Origin of the sequence: Mycoplasma sp. 6243 (genome assembly GCF_051200785.1) — a bacterium.
Taxonomy (GTDB): domain Bacteria; phylum Bacillota_I; class Bacilli_A; order Mycoplasmatales; family Metamycoplasmataceae; genus Mycoplasmopsis.
In genome coordinates, this window is the sequence record NZ_CP195154.1 from 587,614 (window position 1) to 612,116 (window position 24,503).

Consider the following 24,503-nt stretch of genomic DNA (forward strand, 5'->3'; position numbering starts at 1 on the left):
ATGAATTTAAAAAAGAAAGTTAAAACTTTACTTGCAGCAGCCGGTAGTGTCGGTTTGATAGCAAGTATCTCAGTTGGTGTGTCAGCTGGTTCACCAGTAACATCAAATAATACTACATATGAAATTTACCCTGAAGTGCAAAGCATTACATATCAAAATTCAGATTTTTTAATCTCTAATGATGTAAATATCGTTTTTGAAGACGGTGTTGATAATGCAACCATAAATCGCTTCAAGGAAGTTTTAAAACTTAAAAATCTTACTTATAGCCAAACTCGTAGGGTTATCCCTGGTAAGACAAATATTTTAGTAGGAATCAGAAATGATTCTGATACCTTAGTTGATAACCAAGTTAAATCACTTGGAATCACCTTTGATAGTGTATTAGATTCAAAAATTGAATCATATCAATTAGATACCAAATCAGTAAAAGATAGCAACTATACCACTAATTACATTACATTAGTTGCTAAAAATACCGAAGCAGCCTTTGATGGTGCTACCACCTTGTGACATATCTTTAAACAACTTGATGGAAGCAAAATCAGAGACTTTGAAATTAAGGACTGAGCTGATGTAGCAACCCGTGGAGTTATCCAAGGATACTATGGTGATGGATGATCATTAGATGCTTCTAAAGATTATATGAAGTGAGGAAGTTACTATAAACTTAATGCATACTTTTATGCACCCAAGGATGATTTAAAAATAAATACTCAATGATCTACATTAAACACAGAAGATGAATTAACCAAAATTAAGGATTTAGCATCTACATCAGTTGCAACAAAGGTAAGTTTTATTTATACATTAAATCCTTTTGTAGGAACTGATGCATTTACCAAAGCAAACTATGCAGAGAAATTTGAAAAACTTAAAGCTAAATTTAAACAAGTTATCGATGCTGGTGTACGTCAAGTTGGATTAGTTGCCGATGGACCTAATAAACCGTTTGAAAGCACCCAAAGTACTAATACTCTTAGTCCTGCTCCTGCTGCACAAGCAACAGACAATGCTTCTGAAAACAGTTCAGGGCAAGCTGCATCTGGTGCTGTAGCAACACCAGAAAACAACGATAGTCAAACACAGCAAAAGAAATTGCTAAGTGATTTAGTTGCTTGATTGAAATTAGAAAAACAAGTTTATTCAGATTTAAAAGTTACTCTTCCGTATTTAGTTAATGAATATTCTGGAACTGGAGAAGAATATTTTAAAGACTTCCCAACAGAAGTTCAAGTAATTATGGGTGGTGGAAGTGAAAGAACTGTAGATGATACATTTACTAATTCATATGTTAATCATACCAATTCTTCTGATTCATCTAAGTCATATACACTTAACAGTCCAATTCTTTGAGTTAATTGACCGTATACAGAAACTACACAATCTAAATTAATATTAGGTGGTTATAAAGCATTTTTAAAACCAAATCCAGATACTACTAAATTTACAGGTTTATTTTTAAATGCATCTCCATATGAACAAGCTTCAAAAATTGCAATGTTTGGTGGAGCAAACTATGGATGAAAAAAATGAAAAACTGATGATGAAATTAATAAGGTATTATCTGCTGCATATAAACACTCAATCAATAACTCAGAGCAAGATTCACCAGTTTCATTAGCATATAAAGAAGTAGCTAAACACCTTATTAACAAAGGACAAGTATTTAGTCCAGAACCAGATTTAGATGAATCAGCAAATATTCAATCACCTATAAATACATTAGTTCAAAAACTAAATAATGATACTGTTAGTGCAACAGATGTAAATCCACTGATTCAACCTTTTCAAACTATTTCAGATTCTTTAAATACTTTATTAACATCAAAAGATATACCGCACCTGCTAACTGAAATTAAACCGTGATTACAATCATTCCAACAACTTACTAAAGGGGTTTCTTCATTATTACAAGCCGTTATTGAATTTAAAAATAATAACAAGGATGAATTTGTACAACTAGTGCAAACTGCTAAGGATGTAATCTATTATGCTCGTAATCATTACAAAGTAGTGTTATCTGGACAATTAATCCAGGTAGAACCTGCTGTTCAATACATCCAACCACTTGCTGATGTATTGATGAACTGAGCAGACAGTAAAATTAATGGATATACTTTGCAACCAACTACACATACCACTACATTTATTACTAATATGCAATATCCATCAGGTTCTACAAACCTACAAGATGCTTTTAAACCATTTAATACTAACCAAATTATTTATCAAAATTCACATGATGGAACACAATCTACTCTAAAAACTGGAGATTACATCGGTGCTAAGTTTAGTGAACCAACTACATTATGAGGGGTTCATCTAAGATTCTGAGCAAATAATCAAGATTATTTTCTAACTTCAAAATTACAATATCAATTAGCAGGTTCTAGTGATTGAAATGATATAACATCATATATTTCACCTAATAATCATACTACTACTAATATTTCTTATACAGATAATGATGTATATGGAAAAGATTTTACTTTTATTCCTATTGATAATGTAATTGCAGTGCGTTTGGTAGATCAAGAAACTGGTAATGGTCGTTCAAAATCGATGCGTTTATTAGAATTTCGTCCAAACCCACAAAACCCACAAAAATATTCTAATGTAAATTATAATTCTAACAATACCACTTTAATTAATAAAAATCCTAATACTACTAATTTATCAGATGGAAAGAAAAATACTGAATTACAATTTTCAAACCCGCAAACTACTTTTGGTCAAAATGATGATAGAATTTCTGAAGGTAAAACCTTAGGTTTCTCTTTAAATACACAACAAGTTGTAACTGAAATCCAACTACAACAAGGATGAACTACTAATACCGATGTCGTATCATCAATCACTGTTGAGTATAAAGATCCATCTGATACTAGTACTTCTACTCAATGAAAACAATTTGGTTCAACTACATTAAATACTAATAATAATAACTCTAATATCCTAGCAATCAGTGGTTATGCAAATGCACAAGATTTTAGATTTAAAGTAAATTCAACTACAAATCATTCATGAAGAATTAATGATATCGCTGTTTATGGACCAAATTATAAAGCTAAACCACAATTATCAATTTCTTCAACCTTAACACCAGATAGTTCAAGTAGTTTTAATAATGCTCTTGATTCAAATCCAGAAACTGTTGCAATTATCGATCATACTGCTAGTGATAAAAATATCCAAGCAAATGATTATTTTGACATCGAATTCACCCGTCCGGTGCAACTATCTACATTGAATATCAAACAAGATCCAAATGGTTTAGTTCCAAATCTTATTATTCTTCCTAAGATAAATAATCAAACACCAGAGACTAATAAAGTTGAATTAACATCCATATCTGAAAACCAACAAGTATCAATCCCTTCTGCTTGAGGACTTGTTACAGGTGTGCGTATTAAGGCAAATAAAACAATTGATGCTCCTTGAAGAATCCGTGACATCAGTTATACTGAAATCGAACAACCTACTGATAAATATCTTGGATCACATCCAGCATCAAATGATAACTTCTTAACCAAAAGAAATGGTGATACCTTTGAATTATTTAATAAAACAACACCACAAACCGCAACTGCTGTTAATTTAAATAAAGATGAAAGTGTGGGATTAGATCTAGGAAATGTTTATACTGTTGATACTATTAAAAAAGACATCGAAACATCTCCAGATTCAGCCTTAAAAACTCAATACTCAACTGATGGATACATCTGAACCGATATGACATCCGACACTTTAGCATCCCCAACACAAATGCGTTATGTTCGTATTAAGAATACCAAAACCGAAACATCAAGTAGTGCTATATCAATGCAATTTAAAGATTTAAAAGCATATATTGTGGAATATAAACCATATGGAAGTTTTGTTTCAGGAACCTTAAATGCTGATTTTGGAACCTTAAAAAATGCTTTTGATGGAGATTATAATAGCAAAGTTATTTTTGCTAAACCACCTGTTAAAGATGATAATCTAATCTTTGATTTGGGTCGCGAAGTAACTTTAAAATCATTAAAACTTTTTGCTGATAAATACACCAAAGACTATCCGAGAGATTTGGTTGTTAGTGTAGCTACTACTAATTCTTCTTCTTCTTCATGAACCGATGTGTTAACCATCGGTGATTCTACTGCTGATACTGATTCAAATTCGAGATTAGGTGAAACTAATAATGCAACAGATGATCAAAACCATCCAGATGTAAAATATTGAGCTTCATCTAATATAACTGCAAATACTAAAGCTAGATACATTAAATTTACTATTAAAGCAAATTATCCAGCAGATCGTAAATTAACCTTTAATCAAATTTTAGTCAATGATGGTGAATATGTAGCAGCAGATAATGATCCAAGATTTACTGGAACATCATATTCAGAAACTTCACAAAATACCACACCTGATAAGATGTTAGATGCAGACATCCATAGTTATTATGAACCTAAATCGGATAACGGAAATATTAAATGATATGTGGAAAAAGATTATTTCAACCGTCGTGATCTAAGAATAGTAAGCGAAGGCGTTCCTTCAAATGCTGAAGTATATGCAAATATCATTGATACTTCTAACACACCTGCTGATGCGACACAAACTAAATTAGGAACTTTATTTAATAATGTAGTTGAATTTAAAGTACCAAGAGAAAATAATAAAGCAATCACATCAATTGAAATTAAATGAACTACTAATAAACCTAAGATAGCTGAAATTATTGGATTCTTCAAAAATCAAACTACCGATACATCTAAAACTGATTTAGATACTATCAAAACCAATCCAGCTGAATATGATAGTTGAACCGATGCAACCAAAGCAAGTTATGATAAAGTTAAAGCATTAGCTACAACTGCTGCTGCAACTGATGAATTATTAACCCAACAAACTGTTAATGAAATTAAAGCAATGGCAGATAGTATTAAAAATTCAGCTGTCACAAAAGCAACTAATACATCTGATTTGGAAACCAAAATAAAAGAGCCTGTAACAAATACTGATAATATTTTATATACTCCAGATTCATTTGCTCAATATGATGTAGCATTATCAAATATCCAAAATGCTCTTAAAAATAAAGGTAATATTTCTGCTACTGATGTAACTAATCTTTCAAGTGCATACGATACTGCTAAAAATGCATTAGCAAAATCTGATCTTCCATATCAACAAGCATTGCTTAATGTTAATAATTTTGGAACCTTAAATAAAATTAACTATACTAATGAATCTTATCAAGCTTTAAAAGCAATTGTGGATCAAATTAATACTAAGTTAGCAACTGATGATCTTGATCCACTTGGATACCGCGATTTAAATAACGAATATAAAACTAAATTCACAGAACTAGTTGCTTCGAATCGTTCTAAGATGCTAAAAGCATACAATGATTATTTAGAAAATAACACCTATGCATTTACCGATCGCTACCAACATCGCTTTAGTTCACTTGCTTCTGTATTAAATGACTTAGTTGATTCGCAACATTATACTATTGCAAATCCTAATGTAACAGCAGATCAAGTAAATAATGCTTTAACTAATTTAAAAGCATTAACTCAAAAATCAATTGCAGAACGTAATCGTTTGATCTACTACTATGAACAACTTACTCAAAAGCAAATTGAAAATACTAATAATCTTTATACCCCTGATTCATATGATAACTATCTAAGAGTCTTTAATCAAATTAAAAACTCTCAACAAGATATTAACCGTGTTAGCGAACAAGATATTAAAGATGCCCAAGTTCGTATGGAATTAGCACAAGAAAGTTTGGTAATTTCAGATAATCAATTAGATGCTGCTAAAACCCTTGCTAATTCATTGCTTGCTAATTTAGATGATAAAGCTGATTTTGCAAGCAAAATATCATCTGCAACCAAAGATGATATTAGCAACATTATCAAACAAATCCGTAGTAATTTAGCTAAACAACTAGCTGATAAACGAGCAAAAGCTTATGCAGATGCTACTGAAGCCGTAGCTAAAATTAAAGATGTTAATACACGTAATAATCTAATTCAGCAACTAGAAACTGCTAAGGAAGTTTCAGAGTTTAATACTGTTACAGCCGATGCAAATAATGCTTATGATCTTGAAGTTCAAAACCAAAAAGCATTCGATGCTGCTAAGGCAGAAGTAGTTGATTTAAATAAACAAGTAACTGACACAAAAAAACAAGAAGCCTTTAATTTCAAAATTAATTCAATCACTGATATTAATGATTTTAAAGCAGTTAAAGATGCAATTAATAAACAATTAGCCCAAGAAAAACAAGATCGTGATGCACAAGCTGAAAAAGAGCAAAAAGAACTCGATACTCTTGATAAACAAGTGCAAGATATGCTTGCAAAACTTCCTGCAAATAATGCACAAGCTCAAGATTTGAAAACTAAATATCAAAATCTTACCAAAACCTTACAATCACTTAGCGACTTTAAAGCAGAACTTACAAAGTTTGAAAATGATCTAAAAACAAAAAATGAGCAAGAACAAGCGCAAAAAGATAAAGCAAAAGAAGAAGAAAATAAAAAACCTGTTGGTAAATCAAGTAATAGCGGTGCTATTATAGGTGCTGTTGTTGCTTCATTAGTTGTTTTAAGTATTGTTGGAATCTTTGTATGGTGATTTATGAAAAAGCGTAAGAAATAATCTCTAAGTAGCCGTATAGGCTGCTTTTTGTTTATAAAAACACCACATCAGTTGTGGTGTTTTTTTAGAATAAATCAGCAGGTTGCTCAGAGAAGTTTTTTGCTCCATAACGTTCAGGAAATAAGTAAGAAAGTAAACGTATTTTTTCGTAAAATGAATATGGGTTTTGTGGATGATGTCCGTTTCCGATATATCCAATTCTTTGACCATCAAGTAGCATAATTGATGCAGTTCCTTCGTTAGCAGTAGCACCATATTGATCTTGGGTAACTAAACCAGCTAAATTACCTTGACTATCAAAAACATTTGATCCAGATGAACCAGCAGCTAAATCAACACTGTTTCATCCATACACAATGGTATCATTTTGATGGTTTAAAGAACCGACACTGTTAATTTTTCCTTGGTATCTAAAATTACCTAATAAATACTCACGAAAGCGTGCTTGACCAGTTCCTGTTGGTGAATCAGGGTTTTTAGAATTTTGTCCCGGCATCGAACCGACGATTCAGTTTAAATTATTATAAGCATTTTGATGTAATAATTCATTCGAGATTTTAATTGGTTTAGCATTCTTTCAATCTAAAAAGAATTTGATAATTCGCTTTTGATCATCGGTAAGTTTTTGTCCTTGGAAAGTAAAATTAGTATCATCAATATTTTTACCTACAAAGTTATTTTCAAATCATGAAATATCAATAATAGCTACATCAACATCGGAATATTTTTCTCCAGTTTTAAGTTCATTACCATAATTATCTCGAAAATCTTTAAAATATGGATCTTTGTATGAATCTTGAATATCTTTACCATTAGCAAAAAAGTGTGAAACAATTTCTATACTTAAATTGCTGATCATATTTTGTCCTAAACCATGACCTTCCAAAATTGGTTGTTTTTTTTGCATTGTATCTGTTGTATCAGTCGGTTTTTTTATAAAGATTGGTGATAATATATTATTTCTAGTTCTACGTTCAATATCTAATCCATCTAAACTCTGTCCATTTCGCACTCATGATGCATTAGCATCATCTAATAAATCGATATTATGCGAATTAGAAACAATATAATAGCGATGATCACTTGCATCATCAGGTTTTACCTTGTTAAATAATCCTCAAGTTCCACGGCCATGATAATCAAAAGCAAAAGTTCTTCGACGTACATCGGTTAATACATTAAAGGTATCATCAGAATATAAACGTTTAACTATGCCATCTTCACTTTTAAGTTTAGCTGTTTGTTGGAATTTATCGTATGAAGCAACAGTATTTGCCTCTTCTTGTGCTTGTGGACGTGATTGAATGGTTTCAGTTAATGACACCGATATTGAATCTTTAAGTGGTTTTCCTTGGTAAGTTGGGTTTTTAGTTGGATTATTTTTATCATCAACATAATTCATTGTTAAAAAGACATTTCCAACAAAAGCAGATGACTTATTAGCCAAAATATGTTCAGATAAAATATCTGTAAAATAAATATCTGAATGTTTCGGTATCACTTCTAATTTTAACTTCTTACTTGATTCATCATAAGTTACTTTAAATGAATAACGATCTTTCATCATTGCAAATAAAGTTTGATTAAACAAAGCATCTTCGTTTCTTGGAGTAATTGTAAAAGAAGCATCATTAATAGTATGTTTTGCTAAAAGTTCTTTAAAAGAAACTGAAACATTAACAAATGAAAGTAGTCCTCTCGGAACTGGAACAGATGAATTGCGATTAGTTTTACTCATAATGATTTTGGTATTTTCTAATTCAAATCTAAAGGTAAAATATACATCATCTTTAAAACTTTCTCAGTTTTTATATTCATCTAAATCTTTTTCAATTGATATAGAATGATGGTTATTACCAAAATTAAAAATAGTATGAGCAAGGATTTCACGTGGAGTAAAGAAGAAATAGTCAAGTTGTTTACCACTATCATCAACTAAAATAAAGTTCTTTTTTGTTTTTGTACTATCATCTTCTAATTTACGATATTTTCACATTCGCTCATATTCAACCAAAGCAAAATGATTTTGCAATGAATAAGGGATTTTGTTTTTTGTTTCATCTTTCATTCAATAACCAATTAAGTCATCAACGGTTAAGTTTTTATTTTGAGTGATTAAATCGTTATCTGAATATGTTGTTGTCATAGTATTTTCAGAATTATCAGTTAATAAATAAGGACTGCTTCCGTTTGATGAATAATTAAAATGATATCTAAATGATTTTTCGACATTAGCAGGAATACTAAATTTATCATAATACATATCCATTCTTTGTTTCTCGGTTGCATAAATTTTTGAAATAGTATATTTAGCATTCTCAAAGTATCCAGAAATTTGGAATTTTCATAATTTTTCAAATGGAACAATCAATTTTAATGTCGGCGGTAAAACATACCCGTATGCTTCAGTACTTCCTGTTTTAATCTCGGGATTTAGTTCAAAAACAATTCATTTGTTTTTGAACAACTTTAGATCCTCATCAGCAAAATCAAATTTTGCTGATCCGTATAATTTTTTATTACTTTCATCTAAATATGTTGTAAATTTAGATAAATTAAAGGTTTTAGTTGAAACACTGGTGCTAAATTTATATTTATCTAAAAATGAAAATCCTGTTTGTTCATCTCCTACTTGTGCAGCAGTAATGATATATTTAGAGATGTTTTTAGGTAAGACTGATGTATCAAATGATGCAGTTTTGTTATTTTTATCTACTGTTGCTTCGATAAGTTTTGAATATGGATCAAAGGGGTTCAAGTTTTTTACCAAGAACTTAATTGAACTTATAGTATCATTTAAAGTTTGTGAATATGTAACAACAACTTTATTATTTTCTACCTTAGAAGATATAATATCTAAAACAGGGTTTTTATAATTATTTGTAAGAGTTCCTGATGAATTATTAAATCCAGGAAAACCTTGGACGTCGTAGTATTTGCTATCTCCAACAGTGTTTTTTTGTAAAACTAAGTCAACATAATTATCAAAAATATGTGCATCATTTAGTGGTAAATATACATTGTATTTTTTAACATTTGGTAAACCAACGATCGCAGATCTTCCGAATTGTTTGTAGTTAAATGTATTATTATCTTTATATTTAATAAAATATTGCGGAAAATCTACATTAGAACTATCAGATTTTTTTGTTGCAGTAAATTCGAGAAAAACACCACCATTAGAATCTCTTTTTGCTTGAAAATTATTCTCACTACTAAAACTAAAAGCACTTGATTCGCTTGTATAGTTTTTATTTTCATAAATAGTATTTAATCCACTAAAATGGTTAATAGCAGTTGAACCATTGCTTAAACCTGTGATTTTTACAAAATCATTTGTAGATAGATTTGATATTGTAAAAGTAACTAAATTATTATTAACAGTCTCACTAACAGTTGATTCGCTTGCTGAATCAAGAGAATCCTTGCTTGCTTTTTTATATTTTAAAGTAAGTGATGTATTATTTGCTAAATTAACAGTCTTGATTTCTAATTTAATGGTATTATCAGCAATAGTAGACTTAATTATTTGAGTTGTTTGTGGTGGAGTTAAAACATCTTTATCGACATGTTTGTAATCACTACCATCGATGAATGAAAAATATTTAGTTAATGAACTATCTGCTTTAATTTCTGAATCAGTTGTGTTTGTATATGTATTTACATTTATTAAATCTTTGCTATACATCCCAAAGACATGTGAATCGTTAAAAACTTTTTTAAAGTTATCACTTACGAATGCTTTAGCATTAATATCTAATGTTTTAAATGTTGGATTGATGTTTGGTAAATTTAAAGCAACATTATTTAATTTTAAGGATATAAGTTGATAAGTTGTATTGGATGATAAATTTGAAAAATTCAAATACAAATTATTACCTTCGGTATAATTTGTAACTTGTAAACTTTTAGAATTAGATAATGATGCATCAAAGGTATGCACATTCGCATCATGTAATCTACTATTTGATGCGAATGAGATTCGCAACGATGCTGATGTTTTTGAAATATCAGTTACATCAATAGAATTAATGGTAAATTCATCTTTAATTGGCCTTGGTTTTTCGACAGGTTTACTGTTTTCATCAGGGTTAGTAGTTGATGGATTTTGATTACCTGGAGCATTTTCATCAGATGGGTTTTGTTCACTAGGATTACTTGGATTTTGTGGTTCACTATTCGAACCACCTTGACTTGTTTGTGAATTACCTTGTCCGCCTTGATTTTCACCACCTGGTTGATTATCTGGTGGTGTTATAGGATTTGATGGTTTGGTTTCTTGATTATTCGAGGTATTAAATGTAACGGTTAAATTACTGTGATATTGAGTTGATGCAATTTCTAAATATGAAATACCTAATTTATTATTATCAGGTTTTGTAATGCTTGAAATATCAAAAGTAAGTAAATGTGTATTTGCATCATATAGTTTCGATGTAAGAGTGCGAGCAATATTTTTAAATTTAATTTTTGCTTCATTTGCAAACATTGATGCATCAACATTAGCAAGTTTTACATATAATTTGCTATTATCATCAGAAAGAGATAATTGAGTAATCTGTGGATCGGTACTTATTGATGCTGTATGAAAGAACAATTTATTTTGGTCATTGTTTGATAATTTTAAAACTGTATCATCAATATTAAGTTGGGATAAATTATAATCAGTATTAGGAGTAAGGTTGGTATATTTAATAGTAATTACATCATCTTTTGATGTAATCGATGCAGGTGCAGTAGGGTTTAAGGTAGCAGATAATTTACTTGCATCTAAATTTTTGTTTGTTAGCTTTAATGTGATTGTTGCAGTTGTAGAATCTGAATCAACACTTATGATGTTTGCATCGGTTTTTACATCATATGGATTTTTAGGTGTTTTAAATTGTAATTTAGCTTTATCAGAATCTGAAAATTTTAATTCATTTCCATTAGCAAAAATTTGGTCAATTTGATATTGTGTATCTGCTTTTATGTTTTCAAAAGTTACAGTTAAAATATTAGATAAGATGCTGATATTAGGCATATCATATTGGGTTGGTTTACTTAAATGTAATGAAATATCAGTAGCTTTATAAGTTTTAAATAACTTTATTTTTATTACTGCTGAGTTGTTATTCACATTGACTGTTTCAACATTTCCATCAAAACTTTGCTGATTTTTGGTTTCAGGATTTCCACAAGCAATTGTTGTAGCAGATACACCTGCACTAACAAATACACTGGAAATAAGTAGTTTTTTTATCTTTTTCATCATTACTCCTATTTTTTAATTGGATTTTCAAATTCATTGAAGATATCAAGCATTTTATGCTTCTTAGGATACAAACGATTCAAACGTTGTACTTTATAAGCAAATGAACCATTATTATAATCATTTAATTCACCAAAGAAATTAATTCTTTGTGAAGATAGTAAATATGAAGATGCTTCACCATTTTCTTCATTAGCATGAATTCCTAAAAAGTTTCCTTCATGATCATATAACCCTGTCCCTGATGAACCACCTGTTAGTTGATAATTAGCATTAACATTAATAATCTCACCACTAGAATTTTTAAAACGTTTAATAAATCCAACTTTTTCTGTTTTAGCATTTGGAACTTTATCACCTGGATAAAACAAGATGTCACCAATAAAATTTTGACGAACTTGGATATTCTTTTTAGTATTATTTGTAGTAGAACCTGGGAAAGAAGACATATACATTGTATAATACATATATGGGTGGATATAACGGCCCATTTTAGATACTTTATTATGTTTTAGACTCTTTCATTTGTAGATATGTTCAGCTGTTTTAAATTTCGGATCATTTTCTTTATTTGCATCACTTTTATGTTGATTATAATAATTTATCAATTCAGTAATATCAATGATGTGAATTTTAAAATCAGTTCTGTTTTTAGCAGGGACATTTGATAAACTACCATCCATACTCTTATTGTTGTTATTTTCAGATGTCCAAAAAATTGAATTACCAGTATTAGATCAATAACCACCTAAAAATAAACTAACATCTTCTTTAGAAGTATGTGGTTTTGGAGCAGATATATATCCAGGATTTAATACAGGTACATGGATATTTGTTCCAAAATAATATCGATTATCATTTTCATTATCTGGATCTACTTTACCAATCATCCAAGCTGTCCCCCATCAAGTTCCAAAAGAACGTGTTATAACATCATCTTGAACTGTATTTCGAGGTGAAGAATTTGTATATCATGTTGTAACTTCGATATTAATAGGTCCAGAAGAATCATCATTATAACCAATACTTTTAAATTTTGTCTCTTTATCAAATTCAAATCCATCTATTTTTAATTGATTTTTTGCCTTTGTGTGTTCATTTGTAAATGAAAGTGGTTGTCCATTTTTTAAATACATAATCGACAAATAATTTCAAGTTTTATCAACAAATGTTGAATAACTTGAAGAAAGATTATGTATATACATATCTTTATTAATATGTCCTTGGCGAGCTATTAACGAGATTTTTAGTTTATCACCACTTAATGATACTTGTGCTTTAAGATGTTTATTCATCAAATCTTCAAGTTGTTGGTCAGTCAATGTTAAATGATAACTGTCATTTGAATCAATTTTTCTACCAATCTTCTTCAATAAATCTTCGGTTTTTCCTAAGAATTTTATTTTAATATCAGAAATAGTTTTGTTAGCTGCTGCATTAAGTTTATTTCAACTAAAAGATACTGCTCAATCAAAACTACCAAAAGAAAATTGTCTAAAATTAACTTGTTTTGGACTTGCCACAAAAGAAAAATTAATAATTGCTTCTTTATTGCTATCTAAATTTTTGAAATTTCGGATGTCTTTTTCAACATAAACTTCAGTTCTATTAGAATTTTCATTCATTTCTTTATCTAGAACATTTTCTTTCATTGCAGCAAAATTATATTCTTTATGATTATCAAATTCTATAACAGGTAATGGATTGTTGTATTGTGTATAAGCATTTGCTACATAATTATTAATATCACTACTATAATGTGTTAAAAACAAAGTATTCTTTAAATAAGCATTATTTAATGTTATATAGTTGTGTCAATTAAATGGGATAGATTTTGGTACACTTCCACTAGTATTATCAGTTAACTGTGATTCTTGATATTGTGAATTATTAGTTATATTTAAATTAGTTTGACTAAAAGATGTGCCCAAAGCATCTGAATAAGTATTTTTAGAAACATCTAAATTCGGTTTTAACTCAGTTGTTCCACTTTGTTGAATTGAAGATAATCTACGATGTTTGCTATCTCCCTCTTTTCCTTCATCATCATCATAATCTATAACAGATGATAAATCATATTTATTTACAATTTGTACTTGATTTAGTTTTCAAGTAATTCCTTCGGTTAGTCCAGTGAAAGAAAACTTTTTAAGTTCATCAAAGTTTAAAAACACTGATTTAGTGTTTTCTTGGCGAAATTGACGTTCAAATCAATCTCCTCCATCTGATGAATACCCATAACTGCGTTTTTGATCGTCTGTATCAGCCGGAGTATTCTTTTGCACTAAGTCTACAAAAGTAAGTTTAACATATTTGTTTTTAAATTGCTCAACTTCTGAATCGGTAGCATTAAGGTTGATTGCTCCTACATATGTATTAGTAGAAGCATCTGAAAGAGCAAATTGTATTTTTGTAATAGTTGGATTAAAGGTTTGATTTGAACTTCAAGCAACTTCTTCAGGAACATTAAATGAATAATTGTTATTTAATGCTGTGACATCAGTAATAATGTATTTATTATATCCTTGATTAAATTTAATAATATCTTCAGATTCAATATGTCCGTTTTTATAAGTTCCAACAACTGCTATATCTGCATCATAAACATTTACATCAGGTTTGATGGTAATAAGATATTTATCATTGCTTTGATTAGGTAAATAACTTACATTAACATTAACTTTGTTATTATTAATACTAAATGAACTTACATTATATGTAGCAGTTGTTCCTGTTTTATTTATAACTTTAACACTACCACTAAACTCTACTGCTTGATTTGCATACGTTATGTTAGAAATACTATTAGTTGAATTACCACTACTTACATCAACTAAAATGTTTTGTGATGTTCCGTTATATTTAGTTGTGTAATTTTGTCCGTTGAAGGTAAATTTGAAATCATTGTTTTTAGAAGTTGGTAAATGGTCAAAAGCAAACCACAACATTTTATTATTAATCAATGATATTTCTTTAATATGTAAGTTATCCTTAGCATTAAATTTACTTACCAGTTCATCGTATTTAGTAAATGAATCTAAAAGACTATAGTTCAATGCATTAAATTGCACACTGTTATCACTAGTAGTAAAAGTTTGATTATTCAAAGATATATTTTGACTTCCAATTTGGATGTTATTAAGATAATATGTTGTATGAGATGCAAGATTGTAAACATCAAAAATTAGATTATTATTATTTACAGCAGGATTGCTAAAATCTAAACGATGTCCACTTGCATCTTGTAGTGATAATGTGACATTATCTGATGCATCAAGTGATGTATCTAATGAAACATTGATGCGTGCTTTATCGCTTTGGATATTAGAAATACTAGAATTTTGCACATGATATATTTTTTGTTCTTTTGTTGGTGTACTTGGTTCAATTTGTTGTTGCGATGTTGTAAATGATAAATCACTACTTGGTAGAGCTAAAGGATTCCCATTTAATGATACGGATGTTAAGGTATAATTTGTATTTGGTTTAAGAGAATAAAAAGTCGTAGATAAAGTGCTAGATTCAGTTATTAAAAGATTTTGAGTATGATTTTGTCCATCTGAAATGGTTATTAAAAGATTGTTTTTTTTTGCATCAGCAAGTGTATGATTAGAAAAATTCAAATTTAATGTAGCATCGGTTGCATTAACATTACTTCACGATACATTTGAGATACTAAAATTATCTTTTTTAGGATTTGGATTATTTTCTTTTTCTGATGAATTATTTGGTTTTCGATTACCTTCTAAATTTGAGTTACCTGGTGGTGTGGTCTGTTCGACATCTCCTGGATTAGGATTTGTTTCCTGTGAATCACCAGGATTTTCTGGATTATGTTTTTCAGGATCTGATGGATTAGGTGTTGATGGTTGGTTCCCTGGTGTTGTTTCATCACCTGAAGTTGGGGGGGGAGTTTGTTCATTATCTTTAGGTGTCTGTGGTTGTTCTACATTATTTTGTGGTTTAGTTTTAAATAAAAATTGGTTTTGTAACTTTGCTGTTTTCAATGATTTACCATTGTATTTAATATCAAAGGTATATATTTTATTAGAAAATAAACCGTTTATGATAAAGGTAACAGATTTTTTATCGACTGATAAGGTTCCGTTAACATTTTGATTATTATAAGTTAACGAAAAATAGCCATTTAAAGAAACTGGATGATCTAAAAATGCTTTAATTGATGCTGAATCTGATGTACTTTGAGTCTGTACACTTTTAAGATGTACCTGTTTTTTTTCATATACTTCTGAGTTTGCATTAGTGCAAGCTACAGCAGAAACTGTGGTAAAACCTAAAAAAGCAGGAACTATATATTTTCTAAATTTCTTTTTTCGCATAATGATTCCTTAATAATTTAATGATATCAAAATCCTTATAATTTTTTTTGTTTTTATAGCATATATAGATATTTTAATAACAATTATGTGCAATTTTTCATTAAAATATCATTTTTGTTATTTTAGTTCTATTTTAGATATATAAGTAAATAACTATATATCTAAAAACTAATATTAAAATTTTTGTATAGTATAATACTTTTTTATAAAAATGTTTAAATTTTTATTTGATTGCATATAAAAAATCGGATGTTAACCGACTATTTATATGCTAATTTTTCTGTATGTGTTTTTGATGAATAAGATTTTAAAAATTCTGTCATTAAATCAATTGTTGCTTGGATATCTACTAATGATGCAACACCAATAGGACTATGTAAATATCTTTGTGGAATTGAAATAGTCATTACAGCAGATCCACCTAGTGCAAATTGTAATTCTGCTGCATCGGTTCCACCACCACCTGCTACATATTTATATGCAGGTATTTGTTTATTTTTTGCTACTTCAAAGAGATATTCAATTAATTTAGCATCTGGTAAGGTTCCAGAATCTTTTACTAAAATTGATACTCCGTTTCCACAAACTGGTGTACCAGATTTAGCACCAGTTGTATCGTGTGCAGCACCTGTATCGACTGCAAATGCTACATCTGGATTAATAATTGATACGGATGTTCTAGCTCCACGAGTTCCAACCTCTTCTTGAACTGTTCCGACTAAATAGACATCACATTCTAATTGTAAATCAGCGATATTTTTAGCTATAAATTCTAATGCTGTAACTCCAGCACGATTATCCATTGCTTTACCACCAACTAAATCATTTGCAAGTTCTACATATTCACCACTAATGAAAATTTTATCTCCAATATCGATTTTTGCATCCAAAACTTCTTGCTTACTTTTAAAACCTAAATCTACATATAGATCATCAGTCTTAACTGCATTTTTAAGTGATTCGTTTGTTTGGATATGGATGCTGGTGTGTCCAAAAACACCTGTAAATCTTTGATTTTGCGAATTCACCACAATTGCTTTAGTTCCAATTACAACAGAAGGTCATAGTCCACCAATTGCTGTTACCATTAAATTACCATTATCAGCAATTAAGCGAACCATATATCCTACTTCATCCATATGTGCAGCAATCATTACTTTTGGAGCATTTTCTACTTTTGATTTTTTGTAAAAAATCACTGAACCTAATTTATCTCTAGAAACTTCAAAACCCTTAATATTTCTTTTAAGTTCATCTACTACTGGCTCTTCAAAACGCGACATTGCTTCAATTGACATATATTTTTTTAGTCTGGTAGATAATTCTTGATATTTTGCTTGCATTTATTCTCCTAATAAAAAAATCAGCAATGCTGATTATATGGTGCCTTAGACAGGACTTGAACCTGCATGGATTTCTCCGGCGGATTTTGAGTCCGCAGTGTCTGCCATTCCACCACTAAGGCAACTAACTAAATAATACACTTTTTTAGCAAATTTTAAAACAAAAGTGATGATTTTTCATTTTTATCATTTAGTAAATATAATATTTAGAATATTAAATAAATATATTTATATCAATCTTAGAAATATTTACATACTTTTTTTAAAACTACAAATTAATTTAATATAATCTTTTTTTTAAAAGTATAAAATATCAACATCATATATCAAGCAAAAAGGAGATAATATGAAACTTACAGGAATCGGAGCATCTCGTGGAGTTGCTATCGCGAAGGTATTCAAAATCGAAGAATTACCTGTTGAAATTACTAAAAATACAAATAATATAGATTCAGAATTAAAAGCATATGCTGATGCAACTGATAAAGTAATTGCAAAACTTGAGCATACTAAAAGTTTAGCAAGCGATCCAGAACATGCGGCAATTTTTGATGCACATATTGGATTTGTAATGGATCCGGTTGCTAAAGAAAGTATTGAAAATAAAATCAAAAACGAATCATTAACTGCTGAATATGTTGTAAATGAAGTATATACAGAGTTTGCGAATATGTTTGCAGGTATCGATGATGAATATATGCGTGAGCGTGTTGCAGATATCAAGGATGTGCTTAAAAAGTTATTATTTGCTTTAAACAATATCGAAGAACCAGATTTAACATCAATTAATTCTGAAGTTGTAATTGTTGCCGAAGATTTAAGCCCATCACAAACTGTACAATTAAACAAAAAATTCGTTAAGGGATTTGTTACAAATATTGGTGGACCTACATCGCATACAGCAATTATGGCTCGTAGTTTAGCGATTCCTTCAGTTGTCGGAACAAATTCAGTAATGGAATATACTAAAAACGGTGATGTAATTGCTTTAGATGGATCAAAAGGAACTGTTATTATTAACCCTACTGAACAAGAACAAAAGGTATATTTAAAAGCACAAGCAGAATATCAAGAATATTTAAACAAACTTAAAAACTTAAAAGGAAAAACTTCACAAACAACCGATTTTCACCATGTTGAACTTGCTGCAAACATTGGTTCTCCAAAAGATTTACAAGATGTTTTAGATAACGATGCTGAAGCAATTGGATTGTTTAGATCAGAATTTTTATATATGGATAATGATCACTGACCAACTGAAGAAGAACAATTTTTAGCTTATAAAGAAGCAGTACAAAAAATGAATGGTAAAAGAGTGGTGATTAGAACACTAGATATTGGTGGGGATAAAACTCTAAAATACTTTGCTTTCCCTAAGGAAATGAATCCTTTCTTAGGATATCGTGCAATTCGTTTTTGTCTACAAAATCCAGATATTTTCAAAACTCAACTTCGTGCATTAGTTCGTGCAAGTGAGTTTGGTAAAGTTGCAATAATGTTTCCGATGATAACTAATGTTGATGAGTTTTTAGCAGCAAAAGAACTTTATAACCAAGCATATGATGAAGTTTATGTAACTAATAAAAACATTGCTGCAAAGGATAAAATTGAAGTAGGTATGATGATGGAAACACCTGCTGCAGCAGTACTTTCTGATATGTTTTCAAAATATGCTGACTTTTTATCAATTGGAACAAATGATTTAATTCAATACTCAATGGCTGCAGATCGGATGAATGAAAATATTTCTTATTTATATCAACCACTTAATCCATCGATTTTGAGATTAATTAAACATATCATCGACGGTGGACATAAGCACGGAAAATGAGTTGGTATGTGTGGAGAAATGGCTGGTGATCGTAATGCTTTACCTATTTTATTAGGTTTAGGCTTAGATGAATTCTCAATGTCAGCAAGTAACATCTTAGCAAGTAGAGAATTAGTAAATCAACTTTCTTATAAACAAATGCAACAACTTGCTCAAAAAGCAATTGAATGTGAAAACCAAGAACAAGTTCAGAAATTATTAGCAGAATCTTTATCATAATTTAAAAGTTAAAATCAAGCACATAAGGTGCTTGTTTTTATCCTTTTATACCAAAAATCAAGTAAATTATGATATAATAGCAAAATAAATTCATCCGAGGTAAAGATGGCGGTAAAAAATATTTCTAGGCATGCATTAAGAATAAAAAACATCGAAATTATTTATAAACATGAATTACTTGATATTCCTTATAACCTTGATGCTATTATTAATGAATTTCAAATAAATTTTGAACAAAAACTTTTCTTTATCAAGGTCAAAAATTCAGTTGTTTTTGTTAAAAAAATACTGCAGAAGTTATTAAACGAGGATTGACCGTGACAACGACTTAGTCCACTTATTCGTGCAATATTAATAAATGCATGTGTAGAACTTTATTCTATACAACCAAAAATTGTAATAAATGAAGCCGTGATTATTACTAAGGAATATTTTGGACAGCCATCTAAGTCATACAAAACCTCTAATGACGAACTTTTATATCAATTTGTCAATGCTATTTTAGAGAATTTTTATAAAGCGGTCATTGTACTCGATTCTGAAAGCAAAAATGCAAACTAATGAAACTTTTTTAAAATATATTTTTTTAAAGCATCAAAGTTTATTTAACTTTATATTCAAAACCTTTATTGATTTAGATGTTATTGAAAAATATGATTTATCGAAAATACAATGAATTGAAATTAAAAATAATTTTAATAGTTTTAATACAGCTGTAAATAACTTTTTACAAGGTTTGATAGTTAAAAACACAAATAAATTAATGCTTAAAAACTTTTTTATCTATATGTTTTTACAACTTATTTATAAAAACAAAAATCATAAATTTATTAAAACATGTCCGTTTTTTGATGAAATTCAAAATGAGATAACTTTTAATAATAAAAAACGCAGTTATTACTATGATTTTTTAGATGAATTTAAAAAAATACCTAACTATAATATATTTTTGATTAAGATATTAAGGAGGTTGTTATAATGAATGACTGGATTCGTAAGCAATTCCCAATCCTTAATAAAATTACTTATTTTGACAGTGCTGCATTGGTTTTAAAACCGATTTCTGCAACAAATGCAATTTATAACTATTATAAAAATATCTCAATTTCTTCAAGAACAGCTGACACACCACTTGGAAATTTAGTGAATTCAAAAATTGCATCTGTTAGAAATAAAGTGGCGAAACTAATTGATAGTAAGGATCATGAAATAATCTTTACCAGTGGAACAACTGAATCTATTAATTTATTTGTGAATATGTTTTCGCATATATTAAAACCAAATGATGTAATTTTATTAAATGCTTTTAATCATTCTTCAAACCTTATTCCGTGAATTGAAATGTCAAAAAAAATAGGATGCAAAATCCATATTAGTAATAATTTACTTGAAGATTTGCAAACCTTTAAAAATGTTAAAATTATAGCATTCGCTCAAGAAAATAACACATTTAATCAAAATTTTGACATCAAAAAAATATCACAAATAGCACATTCAAAGAATATTTATGTCTTTAACGATGCTGCACAATCAATTAGTCATCAAAAAGTTTCATTAAACGATTCAGATATTATTGTTTTTAGCACAAATAAGTTTTACGGCCCTACTGGTATGGGGGTTTTAGCGATTAAGGAAACACTTTTAAAAAAGTTAAAACCAGTAAAATTTGGTGGTGGTAGTGTTTCAGAAGTTCATAAAGATGCATCATGGGTTTTAAAAGATACCATCAACGCATTTGAACCAGGAACCCCTGATATTGCAGGTTTTTTTATGTTTGATAAAGCACTTGAGTTTTTTGAAAAAGTAGGTTATCAAAAAACACAAGAAATTTTAAAAGACCTATCTTTTTATTTACATAGAAAACTGATGAATTTACCTAATATAACTGTTTCAAGTAAACCAGGTGATTTTATCGCATTAATTAATGTTAAAGGAATTAATGCACAAGATGTTGCAGGATATTTGGGAAGCAAAAATATTTATACAATTGCTGGAATCTTTTGTGCTCCTTATATAAGAAATATCATCAAAGAACACTCGTTTTTAAGAATTTCTTTAGGTATTTATAATAATTATTCAGATATTGATAAATTAATTGATGCTTTAGCAAATGGAGGTGATTTTTATGCATTTTAATCCGAATATAGCACGCGAAACTATAATGAATCACTATCTTAAACCAAAGAATAAAACAAAACTTGATACATCAAATGTTTTTTATAGCACTAGTTGTTCGGATAAGTTATTAGTTGATTTAAAATGGGATCAAAACATCCTAATAGATGCAAGTTTTGATGGGCTCGGATGCGCACCTTTTTTAGCAGGTACTGATATGTTTTTAGATGCTGTTAAAGGTAAAACAAAAGAACAAATCAACTTACTAGTAGATATTTTCACCAAATTTGTTAATGGTGAAAATATCAGTGATGAACATATGGATTTATTAGGTGATTTATGAGTTTTTTATAACATCAAAAGTCAACCAAATCGCATTCATTGCACCTTAATGATAACTAAAGCATTTAAAGATGTCTAGACCTTATATTTTTCACATTGATTTTGATTCATATTTTGTTTCTGCTATTAGAACTTTAAAACCTAATTTGCTTAATAAACCAGTAGCGATTGCAAATAAAGGAATCCATTCGGTTGCTGTTTCAGTGAGTTATGAACTTAGACAACTTGGTATCAAAGCGGGGGCAAAAATATCAGAAATATTAAAAAAAGAACCAAAAACAATCATTGAACAACCTCGTTTTGATTTATATATTGCAACTTCAAATGCGATTTTTAGATATATTAAAAAGTTCTATGCTGCTAAATTTGAAATCGGGTCAATTGACGAATGTTACATCCAAGTTCATAGCAGCATTGATAGCGATGAAAAAGCTTTACAACTTGCTAAAAGATTGCAAGATGATATCGAAAACAACTTTAAAATCCCTATTAGTATTGGAATTTCTAAAACTAAGTTTTATGCAAAAATGACAACTAATTTATTTAAACCAAAAGGAATTGCTTTAACTAATAGCAAAAACTATCAAGAACGTTTCTTTAGTCTACCGATTACTAAATTTCACGGTATCGGAGAAAAACTTGGTGATCACTTTAAAAACCTTGAAATAAATACCATTGGGGATTTAGCAACATTAACTTATAATGATATAAGACTGACATCAATTTTTAAAACATCTGGATATAAATTCATAGATGCTTTAAATTATTTTGCTGATTCAGATGTTAGTGATGAAATTCCTGAAGTCAAAGGGATTAGTCACGATATCACCTTTAACAAAAAAGACATAAACACTGAAGATATTTTGCAAAATATAGCAATACAAGCACAAAAAGTATCAAGAAGGTTGCAAAAATTATATAAACTAGGTAATCAAATTAGCTTTGGTGTACGAACATTTAGTAATGGTTGAATCGCAAAACATATGGTAGTTGAAAAATTTATCAATGAAGCAGATGAAATTATTAAATATTGTAAGCAACTTTTTTATGATAATTTTTTAGATACCAAAATCATCGGAATCAGCATCCGTGTATCAAACTTAATCAATTCCTTTGAAAACTACCGTAGTTTAAGTATTTTAGAAACACCAAAAGCATGTAAATCTAACTACATTGTAGATCAAATTATTAATAAAGTGAATACAAAAATGAAAATGAAGAGTTTAAAAACTTTGGCGGACTATAACATCGAACGAATTAAAAAAAGAAGGGGACAATCTGATTCAATTGAAGTAGGTGTCTTCAAGAGGTAAATTATGAAAATAGGTATATATGGTGGTTCATTTGATCCAATTCACATTGGTCATATAAAACTTGCAAAATATGCAATTAAAGAACTCAATTTAGATAAACTGCTATTTGTTCCGACTTTTACATCACCATTTAAGTCTAAAACAAAATTGATTAAACCATATCAAAAAGCAGAAATGATTCAGTTGGTTTTAGAAGAGAAAATGCAATTATGTGACTTTGAAATTAAGCGAAATAATGTCTCATATACCATTGATACAGTAAAATATCTAAGACAAAAATATCCTAATGATCAACTTTTTTTATTAATTGGTAGTGATAATTTACCAAAATTAAATAAATGAAAAGACATTGATATTATCTCTCAACTCACACAAATAACCGTATTTCGTCGTGATAAAAACATTAATAAAATTAACTTAAAAAAATATAATGGAATTTTGTTAAATAACCCTCTTTATGATTTTGCATCAAGTGATTTTAAAAACGGAATGCTCTCGCATGTAGATAAAAAAGTTTTAAACTACATTCAAAAAGATGGTTTATATTTAGAACAAATTATTCATAATAGTCTTTCTGCTTTGCGTGCCAAGCATTCTGTAGCAACAGCTGATTTTGCTGTCAAACTTGCTAAAGCTCATAATTATCCTGCTAAGGATGCTTATATTGCAGGATTAACACATGATATTGCAAAAGAATGGGATGTTAAAAGATCGCTGCAAGCAATTAAAGAGTTTGAACCAGGTATTAAAGAAGAAAATCCAGCATTTTTACACCAAATCTGTTCATACATATGATTAAAGCATGGATATATGCTACAAAATCAAGCCATTTTACAAGCTGTTCGTTATCATACCCAATTACATCCGAATATGAGCAAGTTAGATAAAATTATTTTTATCGCCGATAAAATTTGTCAAGGACGACGTTTTGCTGGAATTCAAAAAATACGCGATCTTGCGTTAACTAATTTAGATGCTGGATTTAAAGAAGTTGTAAAACAAACCTATGATTTTAATATTTCAAAAGGTGTAAAATTCTCTAATGAATCACTAAATTTATACAACTTATATATGAAAGATTAA

11 protein-coding genes and 1 tRNA gene are annotated in these 24,503 nt (G+C 29.2%); 8 read left to right on the plus strand and 4 right to left on the minus strand.

The annotated features are described in order from the left end of the window. Positions 1 to 6,666 carry a beta-N-acetylglucosaminidase domain-containing protein gene (locus ACR82Z_RS02515; RefSeq protein ID WP_435128321.1) on the plus strand — a complete coding sequence of 2,222 codons (6,666 nt, stop codon included), beginning with the start codon at positions 1 to 3 and terminating at the stop codon, positions 6,664 to 6,666. Between the two features lie 64 nt (positions 6,667 to 6,730). Here ACR82Z_RS02515 and ACR82Z_RS02520 read toward each other — a convergent pair whose 3' ends face one another. The 4 genes from ACR82Z_RS02520 to ACR82Z_RS02535 form a co-directional block, all read right to left on the minus strand. Further along, positions 6,731 to 11,920: a hypothetical protein gene (locus tag ACR82Z_RS02520; RefSeq protein ID WP_435128324.1), complete on the minus strand. Its 5,190-nt coding sequence runs from the start codon at positions 11,918 to 11,920 to the stop codon at positions 6,731 to 6,733. Between the two features lie 5 nt (positions 11,921 to 11,925). Then, the gene (locus ACR82Z_RS02525) at positions 11,926 to 16,257 is read right to left on the minus strand and encodes a proline-rich domain-containing protein (RefSeq protein WP_435128327.1); all 4,332 of its coding nucleotides are present in this window, start codon (positions 16,255 to 16,257) and stop codon (positions 11,926 to 11,928) included. 260 nt (positions 16,258 to 16,517) lie between these two features. Further along, positions 16,518 to 17,600, minus strand: coding sequence for a M42 family metallopeptidase (locus tag ACR82Z_RS02530; RefSeq protein ID WP_435128330.1), 1,083 nt, complete (start codon positions 17,598 to 17,600; stop codon positions 16,518 to 16,520). Positions 17,601 to 17,638: 38 nt separating this feature from the next. Then, positions 17,639 to 17,722 (minus strand) — tRNA-Leu (locus tag ACR82Z_RS02535). A 224-nt stretch (positions 17,723 to 17,946) separates the two neighbouring features. Between ACR82Z_RS02535 and ptsP the strand changes: the two genes are divergently transcribed. From ptsP to ACR82Z_RS02570, 7 genes are all read left to right on the plus strand, one after another. Continuing rightward, complete coding sequence (gene ptsP / locus ACR82Z_RS02540; RefSeq protein WP_435128333.1) at positions 17,947 to 19,650, plus strand: phosphoenolpyruvate--protein phosphotransferase; 1,704 nt, start codon at positions 17,947 to 17,949, stop codon at positions 19,648 to 19,650. A gap of 105 nt (positions 19,651 to 19,755) precedes the next feature. Next, on the plus strand, positions 19,756 to 20,211 hold the full coding sequence (locus ACR82Z_RS02545) for a transcription antitermination factor NusB (RefSeq protein WP_435128335.1): 456 nt from the start codon (positions 19,756 to 19,758) through the stop codon (positions 20,209 to 20,211). Continuing rightward, positions 20,201 to 20,629: a hypothetical protein gene (locus ACR82Z_RS02550; RefSeq protein WP_435128338.1), complete on the plus strand. Its 429-nt coding sequence runs from the start codon at positions 20,201 to 20,203 to the stop codon at positions 20,627 to 20,629. The genes ACR82Z_RS02545 and ACR82Z_RS02550 overlap by 11 nt, the downstream gene beginning before the upstream one ends. Further along, entirely contained in the window at positions 20,629 to 21,786 is a 1,158-nt protein-coding gene (locus ACR82Z_RS02555; protein WP_435128340.1) for an aminotransferase class V-fold PLP-dependent enzyme, read from the plus strand. Before ACR82Z_RS02550 ends, ACR82Z_RS02555 begins: the two co-directional genes overlap by 1 nt. After that, complete coding sequence (locus ACR82Z_RS02560) at positions 21,776 to 22,186, plus strand: iron-sulfur cluster assembly scaffold protein (protein WP_435128343.1); 411 nt, start codon at positions 21,776 to 21,778, stop codon at positions 22,184 to 22,186. Before ACR82Z_RS02555 ends, ACR82Z_RS02560 begins: the two co-directional genes overlap by 11 nt. Beyond that, complete coding sequence (locus ACR82Z_RS02565; RefSeq protein ID WP_435128346.1) at positions 22,179 to 23,420, plus strand: DinB/UmuC family translesion DNA polymerase; 1,242 nt, start codon at positions 22,179 to 22,181, stop codon at positions 23,418 to 23,420. Before ACR82Z_RS02560 ends, ACR82Z_RS02565 begins: the two co-directional genes overlap by 8 nt. A 3-nt stretch (positions 23,421 to 23,423) precedes the next feature. Beyond that, positions 23,424 to 24,503 (plus strand): nicotinate-nucleotide adenylyltransferase, encoded by a 1,080-nt coding sequence (locus tag ACR82Z_RS02570; protein WP_435128349.1) that lies wholly within the window; start codon positions 23,424 to 23,426, stop codon positions 24,501 to 24,503.